Raw genomic sequence first — 13,990 nt, 5'->3', positions numbered from 1 at the left:
TCCTCGCCCACCGGCGGCCCTGGCTCGCCCAGCGCCACGCACGGCGATCACTCTCGCACGCGGGTGCGACACTCAGCGGCGCAGGTAGAGGTCACGCAGCAGCGCGATCTCGGCGAAGTGGTGGATCGCCTCCCGGTTGATGTGCAGGACCAGCGCGCCCATCGGCAGGTCTGCGTACGGCCCCTCTGCGGGTCCACACGGCAGCGCGAGAGCCGCCGCGTCCAGGCTGCGTACGCCCGCGATCCATCTCTCGTACGCACCATCAAGCTGCTTAAGCGCCTGGTCTGCGGTGCTTGCGTAGTCGTACGTGTCGTAGTCAGCGGGCGGGCCGCCGAAATGGCTGGCGTTGCGCATCGTGAACACGCCGATGATGACGTGCGCCAGCCGCCACGCGATGGTCGTGACAGGCGCCGGATTCGGTGGTGGGTAAGCGAAGTCGATGGTCGTCTTCGAGTCGCTTTTGACGCGTACGCTCCAACAGTCAGGCACCGGCTCCCAGAAATACTCGTCGTCGGTGAGTCCGTCCAGCCGGGGCCGGGCCTGGTTGGTCCAATGCCAGTCCAGTTGGTCGGCGAGCTGCGTGGTCCAGTCGATGTCCATAGCGGCCACCGTACGACCAATCGCGGACACCTACCGTCCTGAATCCCGCTTCAGCTCAGCGGATCAGGTCCAGGAACTCTCACGTGCCTCTCGTGGCGCCATACCATGGTATGGTGCGGTCATGGTTACGAAGAAGGTCACGGTCACTCTTCCTGAAGAGTTGATTGATCGGGCGACGGAACTCGCACGTCTTGCCGGCCTGCCTTTTTCGACTTGGCTGGCGCGAGTGACTGAACATGAAGTCAAAATTCAGGATGGACTCGCTGCGCTGCAAGAGTGGGAAGACGTGGAGGGGCCGCCCTCGCCAGATGCTGAAGCCTGGGCAGACGAGCAGTTCGTGTGTGCGACTCGAGTCAGAGCTGCGACCGCCCTACCGGGCCGCGAGTTGAGGCGTCCTCCACTCCCAGTCGTCTACGACGCTGGTGCGCTGCTGGCCGCCGAGCGCGGCGTCGACCGTTTTCGCGTACTGCATATGAGATTTTTGGCCGCCGGCCTGATCCCCGTGGTGCCCTCCCCGGTGCTGACTCAGGCTTGGCGAGGCGGAGCTCGGCAGGCGAATCTGGCGCGCGCAATCGCCGGCTGCCACATCGAACCAACCGATGAGGAGACCGCGAAGGCGGCTGGCGTTTTGCTCGGCCGATCAGGAACCGCCGATGCCGTCGATGCGATAGTTGTCGTCACCGCGTTGTCGCGTGGCTCGGTGGTGGTCACGAGCGACCCGGGAGATTTGCACAAGCTCGCCGAAGCTGGCGATGTCGCGAGTCAGCTGCACCTTATAGTCATTTGACGGGTTAGCTCTTGTGAAGAGTGGCGGTGCAGTAGGCGGCTGGGCCGGTCTGGTCGTCGCTGACCTTGCTGCCGTTGACCAGGATGCTGCAGGTGACCGGGGTCGTGTTGCTCGGGTCGAGGTTGGTCACCGTCACTGTCACCAGGGTCGTGGACGCGCTGATGGTCCTGGTCCAGGCGGTGCTACCTGAATAGCTCGTGACCGAGCCGTTGGCTTCGATGTACGTGCCGTGGATGGGACCTGATCCAGTGGCGGTGTAGAGCACTGTCGTCTTGTTCGCGTTGGTCGCGTTGAAATAGACGGCGACGAGCAGGCCGCCGCCGCAGCACAGCAGGACCGCGCGAGCGCTCCGCAGACAATGGCGATAATGAGGCCGGTGCTGGAGCGGCGACGATAGGGTGAGCTCACGCCGGCATTCTAGCGAAGGCATCAAACCGCCTTTTCGCGGCTGGCCGAAAATGACAATTGTCAGCCCGTCGCTCACCTTTCCGGCTTCGGTGACGAAGTCGACATTCAGCGAGTCGGCTTCGGCGATCGCCAGCCGCACGGCGGCCTCGAAGAGAGTCGCTCGTCGAGCCGTCCCTCGATGTGGACGTAATGCGCGCAGTTGTAGGTGGGGTTCGTCGGATCGGACAGCTGGCCGTACCAGAGTCCAAACTGTGCGACCGAAAGTGGTAGTCGGTCACCTTCACCCATCGGCACCGCCGACCAGCTTCCACCACTGCCGAAGGGTCGGATTTTCGCCAGCTCCATGAGACCGATGTCAGCGCCGGCGGCTTGCCAGCGTTCGGAAAGGGTCATGATGCGGATCGAGTCGGTTCGCCGATCCCGGCGACATAGCCGAAGCCGTGTTGTTTCTCGCGTCGGACCGGGATCGGCGCATCACCCTTCAGGACCTTTATGTCGACGGCGGCGCCACCCCGCGCTGCTGATCACCGCCGTTGAGGAGAGCACGATGTCACCGCAGGGCAAGGCAATTCCGGCCATCGCGCCGTACTCGATGCCGGCCGAGGACACGCTGCCGCCGAACCGGGTCGACTGGCGGCCGAGAGCCGATCGGGCCGTGCTGTTGATTCACGACATGCAGAACTATTTCCTCGCACCGTTTTCGCCGACGGGACAACCAACCGGGCCCTGAGCCGTACGACACGGTCTTGACCAAATGGCGATACAGCGCCTTTCAGCAGACCAACCTGGCCGAGTTGATGGCGGACCTGGGTCGGGATCAGCTGGTGATCACCGGAATTTACGCACACATTGGCGTGATGACAACGGCCTGCGACGCGTTTATGCGTGACATTCAGACTTTCCTGGTGTCTGACGGGGTCGCCGACTTCAGTGAGCACGAGCACCGGGATGCGTTGCGCTGGGTCGCCGGCCGCTGCGCGCATGGTGTTGTCCGCCCACCAACTGCTCGGAAAACTCGCCGAGCTGGCCGCCGTACGGGCCAACTGAGGTGGACCGTACCCGCTGAATCGGGCAAACTAGCGGCATGCCGCAAGACAACCCACTCGGTCCACCGATCGATGTCCATGACCTGTTTCCGCTGGAACAGCGCCAACTGTTGGAGTTGCTGCGCGGCTTGACAAGCGAGCAGTGGAAACTGCCGACCGCTTGCGCCGGGTGGGACGTGAAGGATCTCGCCGGGCACCTGCTGGGTGATCACCTGCACCGACTTTCCGCGAGCCGGGACGGACATCGTACGGCCGGGCCGGCCGATGGCGAAGCCTTTCCGGCTTTCATCCACCGGCTCAACGACGAATGGGTGACCGCGACACGAACGCTTTCCGCGCCAGTGTTGGTCGACATCCTCGCGGACGCCTCGGCGCAGGTATGTGATTTCTGGGCCGGTGTTGACCTGTTCGCGCCGAGCATCGCGGTTTCGTGGGCCGGACCTGATCCAGCGCCGATGTGGCTGGATATGGGCCGCGACTACACCGAATACTGGGTCCACCACCAGCAGCTCCGGGAAGCGGTGGGCCTGTCAGCGCTCGACGATCGGGTGTTGGTGGATCCGGTGGTCGACATCTTCATGCGAGCGCTGCCGTACACACGCTTCGGGAGGTGACCACTAACGGCCCGGTGACGTACGAGGTCGGCGGCCGGGTCTGGTCCTGCGTGCGTACGAACAACAAGTGGGCGTTGCGCCCAGGCGCGGTGGGCGATCCGATCACCGCCGTACGGACCGACCCGGACACATTCTGGCGACTGTGCACAAAGAACGCGTCCGTCGAGGTGGTACGGGCAAAAATTGTCACCGAAGGCGAGCGGGCCGTCGCTGAGACGATGCTGAAAATGGTCTCGATCATCGTGTGACGGTCCGGAATCGGCCACCGATGAGCACTTCGGGCGTCGGTCCGTACGATCGGACGGGCAGAATGGATCCAGAACCGGATATCGCTGAGGAGCCCGCTCGATGGTCGACGCCATGCCGACGCCCGTGATCGTCCCAGCGCCCGACCGGATGAGCCGGTCAGACGGTGCGTTTTCGGTGACCGTGACACCGGGGGATTTTCGCCGACGAGGCCGCCGGTCCGGTCGCCGATCTCGTACGCGCTGCTTGGTCCGGTCACTGGATATGGCCTCCCGCCGGCGTCGGCTCCCGGACCGAACGTGGTGGCATTGCGGGTGGATCCGAGCCGGGAAGATCTCGGTTCTGAGGGCTACCAGCTGGCCGTCGAGCCGGACCGGATCGCCGCGGTGGCCGCGACCAGCACGGGCCTGCGGTGGGCCGCGCAGACCCTTCGGCAGCTGTTGCCGGTCGAAGTTTTCGCCGCTGAGCAGCAGAACGGCGTCAAATGGGACGTGCCGTGCGTGGATATCGTGGATGTGCCGCGATTCCGGTGGCGGGGCATCATGCTCGATGTCGCCCGGTGGTTCCTGCCGCTGGATCAGCTTCACCGCTTTGTGGACCTGGCCGCTCTGCACAAGTTGAACGTCCTGCATTTGCACCTCACCGACGATCAGGGCTGGCGCTGGGAAAGCCGGCGCTATCCCCGACTCACCGAGGTCGGTGCGTGGCGGCGGGAATCGATGGTGGGGCATTACGACGAGCAGAAGTTCGACGGCGTGCGGCACGGTGGTTTCTACACGCAGGACGAGTTGCGGTCCCTCGTCGCGTACGTACGCGCGCGATCGCGGCATCACGGTGGTGCCGGAGATTGACATGCCCGGGCACATGCGGGCGGCCATCGCCGCCTACCCGGAGCTGGGCAATTTTCCGTCCCGTCCGGTCGAAGTCGCCACCACCTGGGGCATCCATGACGAGGTGTTGAATCCGGAGGAGCGGACCGTTCAGTTCTGTACGGACATTCTGGCCGAGGTGTTGGACGTTTTCGACAGCGAGTTCGTCCACATCGGCGGAGACGAGTGCCCGAAGAGCGAATGGCGCGCTTCCCAACGCGCGCAGCAGCTGATATCCGAGCGCGGACTGTCCAATGAGGACGAACTGCAGTCGTGGTTTATTCGGCAGTTGGCCGCTTTCCTGGCGGACAACGGTCGCCGGATGATCGGCTGGGACGAGATTATCGAGGGTGGCCTGGCCGACGGAGAGCGGTGGTCATGTCCTGGCGCAGCGAGGAGGGCGGAATCACCGCCGCGCACCTCGGTCACGAGGTGGTCATGACTCCGTCGCAGCGGGTCTATTTCGACTACTACCAGGCGGATTCGGCCGGCGAGCCGGTGGCGATCGGCGGCCTTACCACGTTGGAGAGCGTCCGCGCGTACGAACCGGTGCCGATCGCGCTGGCCGAGCGGGTCGACCGGGTGCTGGGGACGCAGTGCCAGCTGTGGACCGAATACATCCCGGACTCCGCACACCTGGAATACATGGCATTCCCGCGTACCTGCGCGTTCGCGGAGGTCGCGTGGGGCAGCGACCCGGCGGATTTCTCCCCGCGGCTGGCCAGTCACCTCGACCGACTGGACGTTCTCGGTGTCCACTATCGGAAGCTCGATCAGCGGTGACAGCGTTGACGGGGCCGCGCATTTCCGGCACTCTGGGCGCGAATCCGACGGCCGGACGGGAGCCCGCATGTCAACGAAACGAGCGGTCGCCGCACTTTTCGCGGCGGTGCTGGCGATGACGGGGTTCAGCGCACCGGCGAATGCGGCCGAGGCCGATCCGTGCCACGCCCTCAATGCCCGGACCGTGAAGTTTCCGGTGCAAGGTGCCCGACACGTGGTTTTCGCGGTGGCGTCGGCCTACGGCGTCAACACGGTCACGGTCACCGAATGCGTGCGAGAAGGGCTGCGCTGGCGGACGGTCCGGACCGCGGACGGTCGAGCGGGCACCAAGGGTTTCGCGCCGCCCGGCCAAAAACGCGAGGGCGACGGGCGTACGCCCACCGGCTCCTACACCTTGACCGAGGCCTTTGGCGAAGGCGATCCGGGGACCGCGCTGCCGTACCGCAAACTGCATTCCACCGGCGACTGCTGGGGATCCACGGTCACCGATCCACGCTACAACGAATACTATTCAGGAGTTTGCGGTCCGGACGACGAAAATCTGTCCGCGATCATGCTTTCCGGGCAGTATCAGCAGTCCGTCGTGATCGACTACAACCGGCCGCCGGACGCACCGGTGGTGGCCGGCCTCGGGTCGGCGATCTTCTTCCACATCCGGACGTCCGGTCCCACCGCTGGCTGCATCGCGGTGGACAAACCCGTCCTGGTGGACATCATGCGGCGGCCCTGCGGCCCGGTGACCGGATGGTGATGGGCATCGCGGCGGACCTGTTCGCTACCTGATATCCGCGGTAATGAGCAAGACGTCGTCAGCGCTTTCGGCCACCAGCGTGCCAGCAGGGTCGAAAAGGTAGCCACCGCCCGGAAAATCCTCGTCGACAGTCCGGCCGGCTTGGGTGCAGACGCCGATCCACAACCCGTTCCGGCTCGCCGAGCTGGCAAGGTGCCGCTGACATTCCGAGCGCCACCACTGAAAACCGCTGTCCCAGTCCCGGGTTTCCTGCTCGCCATAGAGACCGGGAGCCGCCGCCAACAGGACCAGTTGCGCTCCGGCGCGTGCGTACGCGTCGAAAAGGTCACCATGGCCGATGTCCGTAACAGACCGCGATGCCCAGTCGTACGCCCGAAACAGTGAATACCGGGGTGTCCGTGCCGGCCGCGAACTGGTCTCGCTCGTCTGGCGCGACATTCACCTTGCGATAGGCGCCGACGAGCTTTCCGCCGCTCGCGACGATCTGGGGGTGATGTAAGGTCTGCCGGCCGGATTCCGCTCCACCAGGCCGGCTACCGCGGTGATCGGGCGGTGCGCGGTCTGTAAACAGAAATCGCGAACTTCCGGGCTCTCCAACGTCAGCATCGCTTCGGGCTGTTCTTCGGGCTGGAGATATCCGGTCAGGCTCATCTCCGGAAAACAGATGATGTCCGCGGTGCTGTCTCGCACATAGTCCGCGGTCGCGGCGAGGTTCGCGGCCACCGCACCTTTCGGGCAGTTCTGCTGGACGAGGGCGATCTTGAGGAGCGGCACGGCTTGACGCTACCTCGTCCGATCGGATCTGATGAGGCAGAACAGGGGAGGTGCAGATGGGTTCGGTGCTCATTACCGGCGCGAACGGCATGCTGGGAAGGCGACTCACCGCGCAGGTGCTGGAAGCTGGGACGCTGGCCGGCCCGGACGGAAAGCAGACGGTCGTCGACGCGGTGGTCGCCGCGGATGTGGCCGAGCCGCCGGTGAAACTGTCCGACGCACGGTTGACCTACCGGGTCGGTGACATTTCCGACCCAGACTTCGTCAGCGATATCGTCGATTCGGAAGTCACCTCGGTGTTCCATTTGGCTGGGGTGGTCAGCGGTGCCGCGGAACGCGATTTCGATCTCGGGCAACGCGTCAACGTCGACGGCATGACGTACTTGCTGGAAATCCTGCGCAGCCTCGGGACCGCGCCGCGATTTGTTTTCACGTCCTCGCTGGCTGTTTACGGCGGAGACCTGCCGGCTCGGCTGACCGACGGTCAGCGGCTGACTCCGCAGACGTCGTACGGAATGCAGAAGGCGATGGGGGAGTTCCTGGTCGCCGAATACACCCCGCCGAGGCTGGGATCGACGGCCGTGCGCTACGGCTGCCGACCATCGCGATCCGGCCCGGCGCGGCCAACGCGGCGGCGAGCAGCTTCGTTTCCGCGATCGTACGGGAGCCGCTGGCTGGCCGTGCGTACGCCTGCCCTGTCGATGAAACTGTGCGGTCGCCCATTCTTTCGCCAGGCAGGTGCGTGGAAAACCTGCTGCGGGCACACGAGTTGCCAGCTGATGCCTGGGGTTGGGACCGGTCGGTGACCCTGCCTTCACTGGACGCGACAGTGGCCGATCTCGTCGACGCGGTCCGCCGGATCGGCGGGGAGCAGGCCGCCGAATTGGTCACGTACGAACCGGATCCTTTTGTCGCCGCGATTGTCGCCGGCTGGCCACAGGCTTTCGACACGAGCAGGGCGCTGCGGTTGGGATTCACCGCGGACGCCTCGGTGGACGAGATCGTCGCGGCGCATGTGGAGGACGTACGAGCTGGCTGGTGATTCCGATGGATAGTGATAGTATCCATCCTATGCGAGTCGCCGAGCTGAGCCGGCAGTCCGGGGTGCCGGTGCCGACCATCAAGTACTACCTGCGTGAAGGTCTGCTGCAGCCGGGCGAGCTGACCAGCCCGAATCAGGCGCAGTACGACGAAACGCACGTGCGTCGGCTGCGGTTGATTCGTGCGTTGCTGGACGTTGGTGGCCTGTCGGTCGGCTCGGTGCGTGAGGTGTTGGCGGCGATGCAGACGCCCGACAAGCCGTTGCACGAGGTGCTCGGTGTGGTGCAGCGGTCGATCACCCCAGTGCAACCGGAGGATCCGGAACTGGCCGAATGGGCCCGCGAGCGGGTCTGTGCGTTGGTCCAGAGTCGGGGATGGTCCACGGTCGAGGGAGATCCGGCCTGGCGGGCGCTTTCTGATGTGTTGGTGATATTGCGCCGAGTGGGTGATGATGTCATTGTCGGCGCGCTCGACAACTACGCGGACGCGGCCGAAAACGCCGCCGCGGTTGACTTTCAGCTCCTTCAGCGGCGTACCGGCACCGAATCGGTGATCGAAGGCATGGTGGTCGGCACGGTTCTCGGAGACGCGCTGCTGTCGGCTTTGCGGCGGATGGCCCAACAGAACGAATCGGCGCGTTTCTTTGGACGGAAGGTCGCTGCTAGGTAGTGTCTGGTTATTCCGGGGGATGATGAGAGTCGAGGTCCAGAAGTTGGCTGCTGGTGCCGTGGGGAAGCCTTCATAGCAGCGCTATGGGGGCTTTCCCACGGTGCCTGCAGGCGGCTTCTGGGCTCGGCTATCGCCCGGCGGAATAACCAGACACTACCTAGCTGAGTGCCCGCACGACCGACTCCAGGACCGCCTGCCAGTGCTCGCGCTGACGGACTCGCTCGGCCGAGTCGGCCAACCATTCCTGGTGAAAGCGCAAAAGTGTCCGGTCTCCGGTCGCTTGGACGGCCACCTGCACGGTGGTGTCGTGGTCCCAGTCGCGTGGTCGCCACGTCAGCCGGACCCGGTCCTGCTGGGGTGGTAGCTGCGGATTTCGCCGGCGGTGCCGTCTTCGGTGGCGTAAGGAGTGCCCTTTTCGGTGGCCAGCCGCGCACCTTTGCCCAGCCACAGCGCCACTCCAGCGTCGCTGACCAGAAACTCCCACACCTGTGCGATCGGAAAGGGAATCGTCTGTGACACGCCGATTTCGAAGCCGGCGTCCTTGGTCTCGCCGACCATCACAGCGCCGACTGCTGGTGCAGAACACCGCGCCACTGGTCATTCTCGCGGGCATACACGGTGCTGGCGAGCACCGAGAACTCGACCTCTTTTCCCGCGACCAGGGCGGTGACATCGGCCTTGTATGTCACCAATGCGCTGTCGCTGGTGATAAACAGAACTCGCTGATCTGACAGGACCGTCTTGACGTACGGATTGCGGTTCGCTCCGATGGTGGCCACGATGATTTCCTTGCTGGCCACACCGTATTTGCTGACCACCAGGGCGTCATCGCGAAGATTCTTGGCGTAGAAGCCGCCGTCGCCCTCCCGGTTGGCTCGCCATAGCTCGTCTTCCGCTGCCAGCAACGCGCTTTCGTCCGTCATGTCCATCCTTCGACCGGTAACTGTCTTAGTTGGTGTCGGACACCGACTATAGTGGTTACGTGAGCAAGGGCACAAGAGTGCTGACCGGTGGCGACGGTGTCAGCTATCGGTTCGATCCCAGCAGCCTCCCGCTGGAGCTGCTGCTCAGTGGCGGTCCCGGTCCGTACGGAAGGTTCGAGACGCTGGACCGGCCGGCCGATCTCGCCAGTTGGCTGCAGGAGTCCCGGCTGGCCTTGACAGTGCCGGTAACGGCCGCGGATTTCCGGATCCGACCGGCCGAGTTCGCCGAGATCCAGGCCCTCCGCGACACTCTTTGGCTAGTCGTCGGCGAGATTGTGCATGGCCGGCCACCGAGCGCCGAGGATCTCACTCTGATCAACGAGTCCGCCGCGACCACCATTCAACCCAAGGTCGACCTAGTGACCGGTGGGCTGGGCTGGGTCACGCCGATCACCGGAGCGCAGGTTCTTGGTGTGGTGGCGAGGGAAGTGATCGACTTCCTGGTGTGGGATGGCGGCCGGCGGGTACGGGAATGTGCCGCCTCGGACTGCCGGCTGGTTTTTCTCGACACGTCCAGATCGCGCAACCGCCGCTGGTGTTCGATGGAACGCTGTGGCAATCGCCACAAAGTCCGTACCTATCGAGCCCGTCAGGACGAGTAGAAGTCGAGTTGGCCGACCGAGAGCTTGCCGACATACGAGTCGGAACGGGGTTCACTGGCATTGAAGAACACCGTGAAGAGGCCAGATTCGTAGCGTACGGAAGGCTTCCACACGCCGCCGCGGTGCCAGGGCGTGCCGTCCAACGCCGACAGGATTTGTCGAGCGGGACTCCAGCTCGCCAGGTCTTCGCTGTACGAGAGGTAAAGGCCGCCGTCCGATGGCGGGCCGGTCAGATTGTGGCGCGCGGTGACCATCGCATAGCCGCCGTCGATCGATCGCGGTGACCGCCGCGTCGAAGTTGCCGGTGCTCACGACCTTACGGCCGCGCCAATCAGTTATCCCATCAGCACTTTCGGCGTACCCGATGGTGGGCGGCTCCGATGTGGACAGTCCGGTGCAGTACCACATGCGCCACAGCCCGCCCTCGTAAACGAGATTGGGTTCCAGCACCGTGCCACGCTCCCATGGTAGTGATGCCTGGAAAACCGGCTCCGAATGCCGGCGCCAGCCGGTGCCGTCGAACTCCAGAAAGCCGATTTGGTACGGCCCGGTGATGTCGGTCCACGACGAGCTGCTGGCGTAGTAGATCCTTCCCCGCCATTCACCGTCGACGCGCCCCCGAACGTATGAGGCGCAGTGATAGCCGGTGGCATCCCAGGCGTGGGCCGGCGGGAACTTGGCGAGCGGAGTGCTGTCAATCGACCATTCTCCGCTGTTTCGCTGGATGTGGGCGGACTGCAAACCGATGGCCTTGTCGCCTGGAGTCATCGAGCCCAGCGCCATCCATTCCCGGCCCCGCCGGTGGGTCACGGTGACATCGGCGACGCCTTCGAACAGGACTTTCTTCCCGGTGACGCGCAACTCGGGTGTGGTGTGGGTCATGTCGGTCCTTCTATACTCGGTGACAGTAGTTCGTCCGTGGGATTGTTCGATGATCGAAGTATCAGATGGGTGAATGTTTATGTCAAGGCAGTCCGAGGTCACCCAGTTGTTGCTGGAACAACAGCGGGCCGGCACCAACAGCCTGGTTTTCCATGAGGCGGTGGCCAACCGGCTGGGCATCACGCCGACGGACGTGCGCTGCCTGAACATCCTTGGCGCCGGGCCGCGGACCGCCCGCGAGTTGGCGCAGGAGTTGAACCTCACACCCAGCGCGGTCACCACGGTGGTCGATCGGCTGGAACAGGCTGGTTACGCGCACCGCGAGCGCAGCGAAACCGATCGCCGGCAGGTGACCGTACGAGTGGACCCGGACCGGTTCGGCGAGGTGGTTGCCTTGTTTGGCGGGATTTTTCGACGAATGAAGGCGCTGATGGCCAGCTATGCCCCAGCTGAGCGAGCCCTGATCGTCGACTATTCCGCCAAGGTCAACGAAGTCCTTTTGGCGGAAACCGCCGCGGTGCGAAAGCTCGGTGAACGAAGGCCTGGGCTGTACGGTCCGGTGGCGCGTTCGATACGCTCGGCGACGGATTAGGTCATCCTAACTTTGCTGGGAGTCGCTGAGTGATCGCGGACGTGAATGGCGGGCCGGTGGCCCCGCTCGCCGGCACGGCCGGCGCGCTGGCGCCGCTGTTGGCGCAGGTGGCGCGGGCGTTGGCCGACGGCGCGCAGGCCCGGGGTGGGCCGGTGCCGGCCGGTGGGCCACCGGCGGTGGAGGCGGCCGTACGGGCCGTTCTCGGCGCCACCGCGGCGCCGCGGGACGGGGTGGGGGCTGATGCCGCGCTGCTGGATCTGACCCGCGTGCTGGCCGCCGGGGCAGCCGATCCGGCCGATCCAGCCAGCCGCATCGCGCATTTGCACTGCCCGCCGCTCGCGGTGGCGGTGGCCGCCGATGTCGCGGTGGCCGCACTGAACCAGTCGATGGACTCGTGGGACCAGGCCCCGGCGGCGACCGTGATCGAGCAGGAGGTGATCGCCGCGCTGGCTGAGCTTGTCGGCTATGACAAGGAAAAAGCCGCTGGCGTGATGACCGGTGGCGGCACCGAATCCAACCTGATGGGACTGCTGTTGGCCCGGGACGCTAGGCCCGGGCCGGTCCGCGTTTTCTGTTCCCCGTACGCACATTTCACCATCGCCCGTAATGCGATGGTGTTGGGTCTTGGCCCGAACGCGGTGACGCCGGTACGGACCGAGGCGGATTCGCGGATGGACCTCGCCGCCCTGCGGGACGCGCTGGCGGCATCGCCGGAGCGAGCTGTCGTGGTGGCGACCGCCGGTACGACAGACCTGGGCACCATCGACCCGATCGACGAGATCGTTTCGGTCGCACGGGAATTCGGCGCGTGGGTGCATGTTGACGCGGCGTACGGCGGTGGTGCGCTCTTCTCGCGCCGACTTTCGGCTCTGCTGAAGGGCATTGATCAGGCTGATTCGGTGGGCCTGGACCTGCACAAGATTGGCTGGCAGCCGGCGCCGGCCGGCGTTTTTTTGACCAGGCAACGGAAGTCGTTCGCGCCGCTGGCGATGTCCGCCGCCTATCTGAATCCGGTCGACGACGAAGAGGCTGGATTTCCCAGTCTGCTGGGCCTGTCGTTGCGGACCACCCGGCGAGCGGACGCGTTCCGGATCGCCGTCACCTTCCGCGCCTTCGGCCTGTCCACCTTGGGAGATTTCGTCGATACCTGCCACCAACTGACGCTGTCGGCGGCGGCGGCGATCGCCGCCGCGCCACGGTTGGAGCTGCTGGCTCCGCCGATTCTGACGACCGTGGTCTTCCGATATCGGGCGAAGTCCGATGTGGACAAGGTCAATGCGGCCCTGCGGCGACAGTTGATCGTGTGGACGGCCGTGGTTGGCCGGACCGAGCGTGCCGCGAGAGACCTGGCTGAAGCTGACACTGCTGAATCCGTACGCCACCCGCACCGACCTCGACCGGGTGCTGGACGCCGTCGTCGCGGCCGGCGAAGCGCAGGAGAACAAATGACAGACCGGCTGGATGACGCCGATCCGGCGGCGGTTGCCGAGTTCGCCGCGATGGAGAACCTTCTTCGTTGTTGGATAAGGGAAACAAACGTGCCGCGGCCAGATGGCGACCGATTGTCGTTGTCGCTGAAGTCTTCTGGGATCACGCTCGAGGCAGTGGTCACGCACTGGTCGGCGGCCGGGTGGCACCGGTTCGGCGAGGTTTTGGTGGCCGGGCACGGTCCGGCTGATCTCGCGACGGTCGCGGCGCTGATCGCTCGCGAGGCTGGCTTTGGCTCGGGAGAGTCGGTGTCCGGCGCCGATCTGGTCGCCCGGATCCTGGATTCGGCCCGTCGTACGGCCGAATTCGTCGCCGGCCGGCGGGCCGAACCGCGAGATCCGGAGGGCACCACACCCGTTGCACCCGACGCCCAAGAGTCGGGACGGCATGCGCGACGCGGAGGCGCGGGCGTACGCGCCGGAGCTGCGTGGATCTTTTGCGCTGCACTGGTTCGCGGCGGCGCAGGAGATTGTCAGTTCTGACTCGTCCGCCCCGATGATGTCCACATTGGATGGTCCAGCGGTGCCCACCGGCATGGTCGCGGTGCCGGCGCATCCCTGGCAGGCGGCCGATCTGGTCGGCCGGCCGGCAGTGGTCGAGGCTCTGCGCAGGGAAACCCGCTCGCGATTCTCGTCCACGTCGAGGCGCCTGGGTTTTCCACGCGCCTGGCCCTTCGCTCACTCGGCTGTGCGCGGTCACAACCACCGGACTGATTGCCTGCGCCAATCGGGCGTAGAGACAGTGTCGTGTGAAGGGACCTACTGTCCCTGTTCAGGCTCACGGTCCTGGGGACTGTAGGGGATTGCAACAGAGAAGTAAAAAACTCGCCCGCCGTGGAAAACCTGCGCAAGGAGC

Annotated in this window: 23 protein-coding genes and 2 pseudogenes; 16 read left to right on the top strand and 9 right to left on the bottom strand. The window is 65.1% G+C overall.

Annotation, left to right across the window (positions count from 1 at the left end; translation table 11 throughout):
* Positions 1-72: 72 nt before the first annotated feature.
* Positions 73-594 carry a DinB family protein gene (locus GNX96_RS36615; RefSeq protein ID WP_163572427.1) on the bottom strand — a complete coding sequence of 174 codons (522 nt, stop codon included), beginning with the start codon at positions 592-594 and terminating at the stop codon, positions 73-75.
* A gap of 127 nt (positions 595-721) precedes the next feature.
* Here GNX96_RS36615 and GNX96_RS57940 point away from each other — a divergent pair, with 127 nt between their 5' ends.
* Positions 722-1,387 carry a type II toxin-antitoxin system VapC family toxin gene (locus tag GNX96_RS57940; RefSeq protein WP_279582413.1) on the top strand — a complete coding sequence of 222 codons (666 nt, stop codon included), beginning with the start codon at positions 722-724 and terminating at the stop codon, positions 1,385-1,387.
* Between the two features lie 4 nt (positions 1,388-1,391).
* Here the strand turns inward: GNX96_RS57940 and GNX96_RS36605 are convergent, their stop codons facing one another.
* On the bottom strand, positions 1,392-1,934 hold the full coding sequence (locus tag GNX96_RS36605; RefSeq protein ID WP_163572391.1) for a hypothetical protein: 543 nt from the start codon (positions 1,932-1,934) through the stop codon (positions 1,392-1,394).
* Positions 1,901-2,188, bottom strand: a complete 288-nt coding sequence (locus GNX96_RS36600; RefSeq protein ID WP_163572390.1) for a hypothetical protein — start codon at positions 2,186-2,188, stop codon at positions 1,901-1,903. The genes GNX96_RS36605 and GNX96_RS36600 overlap by 34 nt, the downstream gene beginning before the upstream one ends.
* A gap of 26 nt (positions 2,189-2,214) precedes the next feature.
* Here GNX96_RS36600 and GNX96_RS36595 point away from each other — a divergent pair.
* The 8 genes and pseudogenes from GNX96_RS36595 to GNX96_RS36565 form a co-directional block, all read left to right on the top strand.
* Positions 2,215-2,319: pseudogene (locus GNX96_RS36595) on the top strand (SDR family oxidoreductase); the annotation flags it as partial.
* A 23-nt stretch (positions 2,320-2,342) separates the two neighbouring features.
* Positions 2,343-2,775, top strand: a pseudogene (locus tag GNX96_RS61680) (isochorismatase family protein); the annotation flags it as partial.
* 104 nt (positions 2,776-2,879) lie between these two features.
* Complete coding sequence (locus tag GNX96_RS36585) at positions 2,880-3,455, top strand: maleylpyruvate isomerase family mycothiol-dependent enzyme (RefSeq protein WP_279582411.1); 576 nt, start codon at positions 2,880-2,882, stop codon at positions 3,453-3,455.
* Positions 3,452-3,703 (top strand): hypothetical protein, encoded by a 252-nt coding sequence (locus GNX96_RS57925; protein WP_279582410.1) that lies wholly within the window; start codon positions 3,452-3,454, stop codon positions 3,701-3,703. The genes GNX96_RS36585 and GNX96_RS57925 overlap by 4 nt, the downstream gene beginning before the upstream one ends.
* A 48-nt stretch (positions 3,704-3,751) precedes the next feature.
* On the top strand, positions 3,752-4,552 hold the full coding sequence (locus tag GNX96_RS36580) for a family 20 glycosylhydrolase (RefSeq protein ID WP_313885870.1): 801 nt from the start codon (positions 3,752-3,754) through the stop codon (positions 4,550-4,552).
* Positions 4,539-5,012 carry a family 20 glycosylhydrolase gene (locus GNX96_RS36575; protein WP_163572388.1) on the top strand — a complete coding sequence of 158 codons (474 nt, stop codon included), beginning with the start codon at positions 4,539-4,541 and terminating at the stop codon, positions 5,010-5,012. Before GNX96_RS36580 ends, GNX96_RS36575 begins: the two co-directional genes overlap by 14 nt.
* Positions 4,949-5,353, top strand: coding sequence for a family 20 glycosylhydrolase (locus GNX96_RS36570; protein WP_163572387.1), 405 nt, complete (start codon positions 4,949-4,951; stop codon positions 5,351-5,353). The genes GNX96_RS36575 and GNX96_RS36570 overlap by 64 nt, the downstream gene beginning before the upstream one ends.
* 67 nt (positions 5,354-5,420) lie before the next feature.
* The gene (locus GNX96_RS36565; protein ID WP_163572386.1) at positions 5,421-6,104 is read left to right on the top strand and encodes a L,D-transpeptidase family protein; all 684 of its coding nucleotides are present in this window, start codon (positions 5,421-5,423) and stop codon (positions 6,102-6,104) included.
* 24 nt (positions 6,105-6,128) lie between these two features.
* Here GNX96_RS36565 and GNX96_RS36560 read toward each other — a convergent pair whose 3' ends face one another.
* Both GNX96_RS36560 and GNX96_RS36555 read right to left on the bottom strand, forming a co-directional pair.
* Positions 6,129-6,542, bottom strand: coding sequence for a carbon-nitrogen hydrolase family protein (locus GNX96_RS36560; protein ID WP_163572385.1), 414 nt, complete (start codon positions 6,540-6,542; stop codon positions 6,129-6,131).
* Positions 6,543-6,878 carry a nitrilase-related carbon-nitrogen hydrolase gene (locus tag GNX96_RS36555; protein ID WP_163572384.1) on the bottom strand — a complete coding sequence of 112 codons (336 nt, stop codon included), beginning with the start codon at positions 6,876-6,878 and terminating at the stop codon, positions 6,543-6,545.
* Positions 6,879-6,934: 56 nt separating this feature from the next.
* Between GNX96_RS36555 and GNX96_RS36550 the strand changes: the two genes are divergently transcribed.
* The 3 genes from GNX96_RS36550 to GNX96_RS36540 are packed head-to-tail and all read left to right on the top strand — an operon-like array spanning position 6,935 to position 8,588.
* Positions 6,935-7,684, top strand: a complete 750-nt coding sequence (locus GNX96_RS36550; protein WP_163572383.1) for an NAD-dependent epimerase/dehydratase family protein — start codon at positions 6,935-6,937, stop codon at positions 7,682-7,684.
* The gene (locus GNX96_RS36545; RefSeq protein WP_163572382.1) at positions 7,681-7,920 is read left to right on the top strand and encodes a Rossmann-fold NAD(P)-binding domain-containing protein; all 240 of its coding nucleotides are present in this window, start codon (positions 7,681-7,683) and stop codon (positions 7,918-7,920) included. Before GNX96_RS36550 ends, GNX96_RS36545 begins: the two co-directional genes overlap by 4 nt.
* 5 nt (positions 7,921-7,925) lie before the next feature.
* A complete protein-coding gene (locus GNX96_RS36540) occupies positions 7,926-8,588 on the top strand; it encodes a MerR family transcriptional regulator (RefSeq protein WP_279582409.1) in 663 nt (220 codons plus the stop codon).
* Positions 8,589-8,745: 157 nt separating this feature from the next.
* Here the strand turns inward: GNX96_RS36540 and GNX96_RS57920 are convergent, their stop codons facing one another.
* Genes GNX96_RS57920 through GNX96_RS36530 form a run of 3 tightly spaced genes read right to left on the bottom strand, consistent with a single transcriptional unit; the run spans position 8,746 to position 9,511 of the window.
* Positions 8,746-8,886: a hypothetical protein gene (locus GNX96_RS57920; RefSeq protein ID WP_279582408.1), complete on the bottom strand. Its 141-nt coding sequence runs from the start codon at positions 8,884-8,886 to the stop codon at positions 8,746-8,748.
* Positions 8,887-8,921: 35 nt separating this feature from the next.
* Positions 8,922-9,146 (bottom strand): hypothetical protein, encoded by a 225-nt coding sequence (locus GNX96_RS57915; RefSeq protein ID WP_279582407.1) that lies wholly within the window; start codon positions 9,144-9,146, stop codon positions 8,922-8,924.
* Positions 9,146-9,511 (bottom strand): nuclear transport factor 2 family protein, encoded by a 366-nt coding sequence (locus GNX96_RS36530; protein ID WP_163572381.1) that lies wholly within the window; start codon positions 9,509-9,511, stop codon positions 9,146-9,148. The genes GNX96_RS57915 and GNX96_RS36530 overlap by 1 nt, the downstream gene beginning before the upstream one ends.
* A gap of 59 nt (positions 9,512-9,570) precedes the next feature.
* On the opposite strand from GNX96_RS36530, the gene GNX96_RS36525 reads away from it, so the two are divergent.
* Positions 9,571-10,173 (top strand): CGNR zinc finger domain-containing protein, encoded by a 603-nt coding sequence (locus tag GNX96_RS36525; protein WP_163572380.1) that lies wholly within the window; start codon positions 9,571-9,573, stop codon positions 10,171-10,173.
* A gap of 51 nt (positions 10,174-10,224) precedes the next feature.
* Here the strand turns inward: GNX96_RS36525 and GNX96_RS36520 are convergent, their stop codons facing one another.
* Positions 10,225-11,055, bottom strand: coding sequence for a glycoside hydrolase family protein (locus GNX96_RS36520; RefSeq protein ID WP_163572379.1), 831 nt, complete (start codon positions 11,053-11,055; stop codon positions 10,225-10,227).
* A gap of 79 nt (positions 11,056-11,134) precedes the next feature.
* Between GNX96_RS36520 and GNX96_RS36515 the strand changes: the two genes are divergently transcribed.
* The 3 genes from GNX96_RS36515 to GNX96_RS65780 are packed head-to-tail and all read left to right on the top strand — an operon-like array spanning position 11,135 to position 13,933.
* Positions 11,135-11,647, top strand: coding sequence for a MarR family transcriptional regulator (locus GNX96_RS36515; RefSeq protein ID WP_163572378.1), 513 nt, complete (start codon positions 11,135-11,137; stop codon positions 11,645-11,647).
* A 29-nt stretch (positions 11,648-11,676) separates the two neighbouring features.
* The gene (locus GNX96_RS36510; RefSeq protein WP_279582406.1) at positions 11,677-13,617 is read left to right on the top strand and encodes a pyridoxal phosphate-dependent decarboxylase family protein; all 1,941 of its coding nucleotides are present in this window, start codon (positions 11,677-11,679) and stop codon (positions 13,615-13,617) included.
* Positions 13,523-13,933: an IucA/IucC family protein gene (locus tag GNX96_RS65780; RefSeq protein WP_163572376.1), complete on the top strand. Its 411-nt coding sequence runs from the start codon at positions 13,523-13,525 to the stop codon at positions 13,931-13,933. Before GNX96_RS36510 ends, GNX96_RS65780 begins: the two co-directional genes overlap by 95 nt.
* Positions 13,934-13,990 lie beyond the last annotated feature (57 nt).

The organism is Fodinicola feengrottensis, assembly GCF_010993775.1.
GTDB classification, from domain to species: Bacteria; Actinomycetota; Actinomycetes; order Mycobacteriales; family HKI-0501; genus Fodinicola; species Fodinicola feengrottensis.
Note: the sequence above shows the minus strand (reverse complement) of the source record. Positions and strands in the feature narration are given on the sequence as shown.

Excerpts from the sequence above, each read along its gene's own strand:
- GNX96_RS57940 (WP_279582413.1), top strand. The coding sequence starts at position 722 with ATGGTTACGAAGAAGGTCACGGTCACTCTTCCTGAAGAGTTGATTGAT.
- GNX96_RS36600 (WP_163572390.1), bottom strand. The coding sequence starts at position 2,188 with ATGACCCTTTCCGAACGCTGGCAAGCCGCCGGCGCTGACATCGGTCTC.
- GNX96_RS36585 (WP_279582411.1), top strand. The coding sequence starts at position 2,880 with ATGCCGCAAGACAACCCACTCGGTCCACCGATCGATGTCCATGACCTG.
- GNX96_RS36570 (WP_163572387.1), top strand. The coding sequence starts at position 4,949 with ATGTCCTGGCGCAGCGAGGAGGGCGGAATCACCGCCGCGCACCTCGGT.
- GNX96_RS36565 (WP_163572386.1), top strand. The coding sequence starts at position 5,421 with ATGTCAACGAAACGAGCGGTCGCCGCACTTTTCGCGGCGGTGCTGGCG.
- GNX96_RS36560 (WP_163572385.1), bottom strand. The coding sequence starts at position 6,542 with ATGTCGCGCCAGACGAGCGAGACCAGTTCGCGGCCGGCACGGACACCC.
- GNX96_RS36550 (WP_163572383.1), top strand. The coding sequence starts at position 6,935 with ATGGGTTCGGTGCTCATTACCGGCGCGAACGGCATGCTGGGAAGGCGA.
- GNX96_RS36540 (WP_279582409.1), top strand. The coding sequence starts at position 7,926 with ATGGATAGTGATAGTATCCATCCTATGCGAGTCGCCGAGCTGAGCCGG.
- GNX96_RS57915 (WP_279582407.1), bottom strand. The coding sequence starts at position 9,146 with ATGGTCGGCGAGACCAAGGACGCCGGCTTCGAAATCGGCGTGTCACAG.
- GNX96_RS36530 (WP_163572381.1), bottom strand. The coding sequence starts at position 9,511 with ATGACGGACGAAAGCGCGTTGCTGGCAGCGGAAGACGAGCTATGGCGA.
- GNX96_RS36520 (WP_163572379.1), bottom strand. The coding sequence starts at position 11,055 with ATGACCCACACCACACCCGAGTTGCGCGTCACCGGGAAGAAAGTCCTG.
- GNX96_RS36515 (WP_163572378.1), top strand. The coding sequence starts at position 11,135 with ATGTCAAGGCAGTCCGAGGTCACCCAGTTGTTGCTGGAACAACAGCGG.
- GNX96_RS65780 (WP_163572376.1), top strand. The coding sequence starts at position 13,523 with ATGCGCGACGCGGAGGCGCGGGCGTACGCGCCGGAGCTGCGTGGATCT.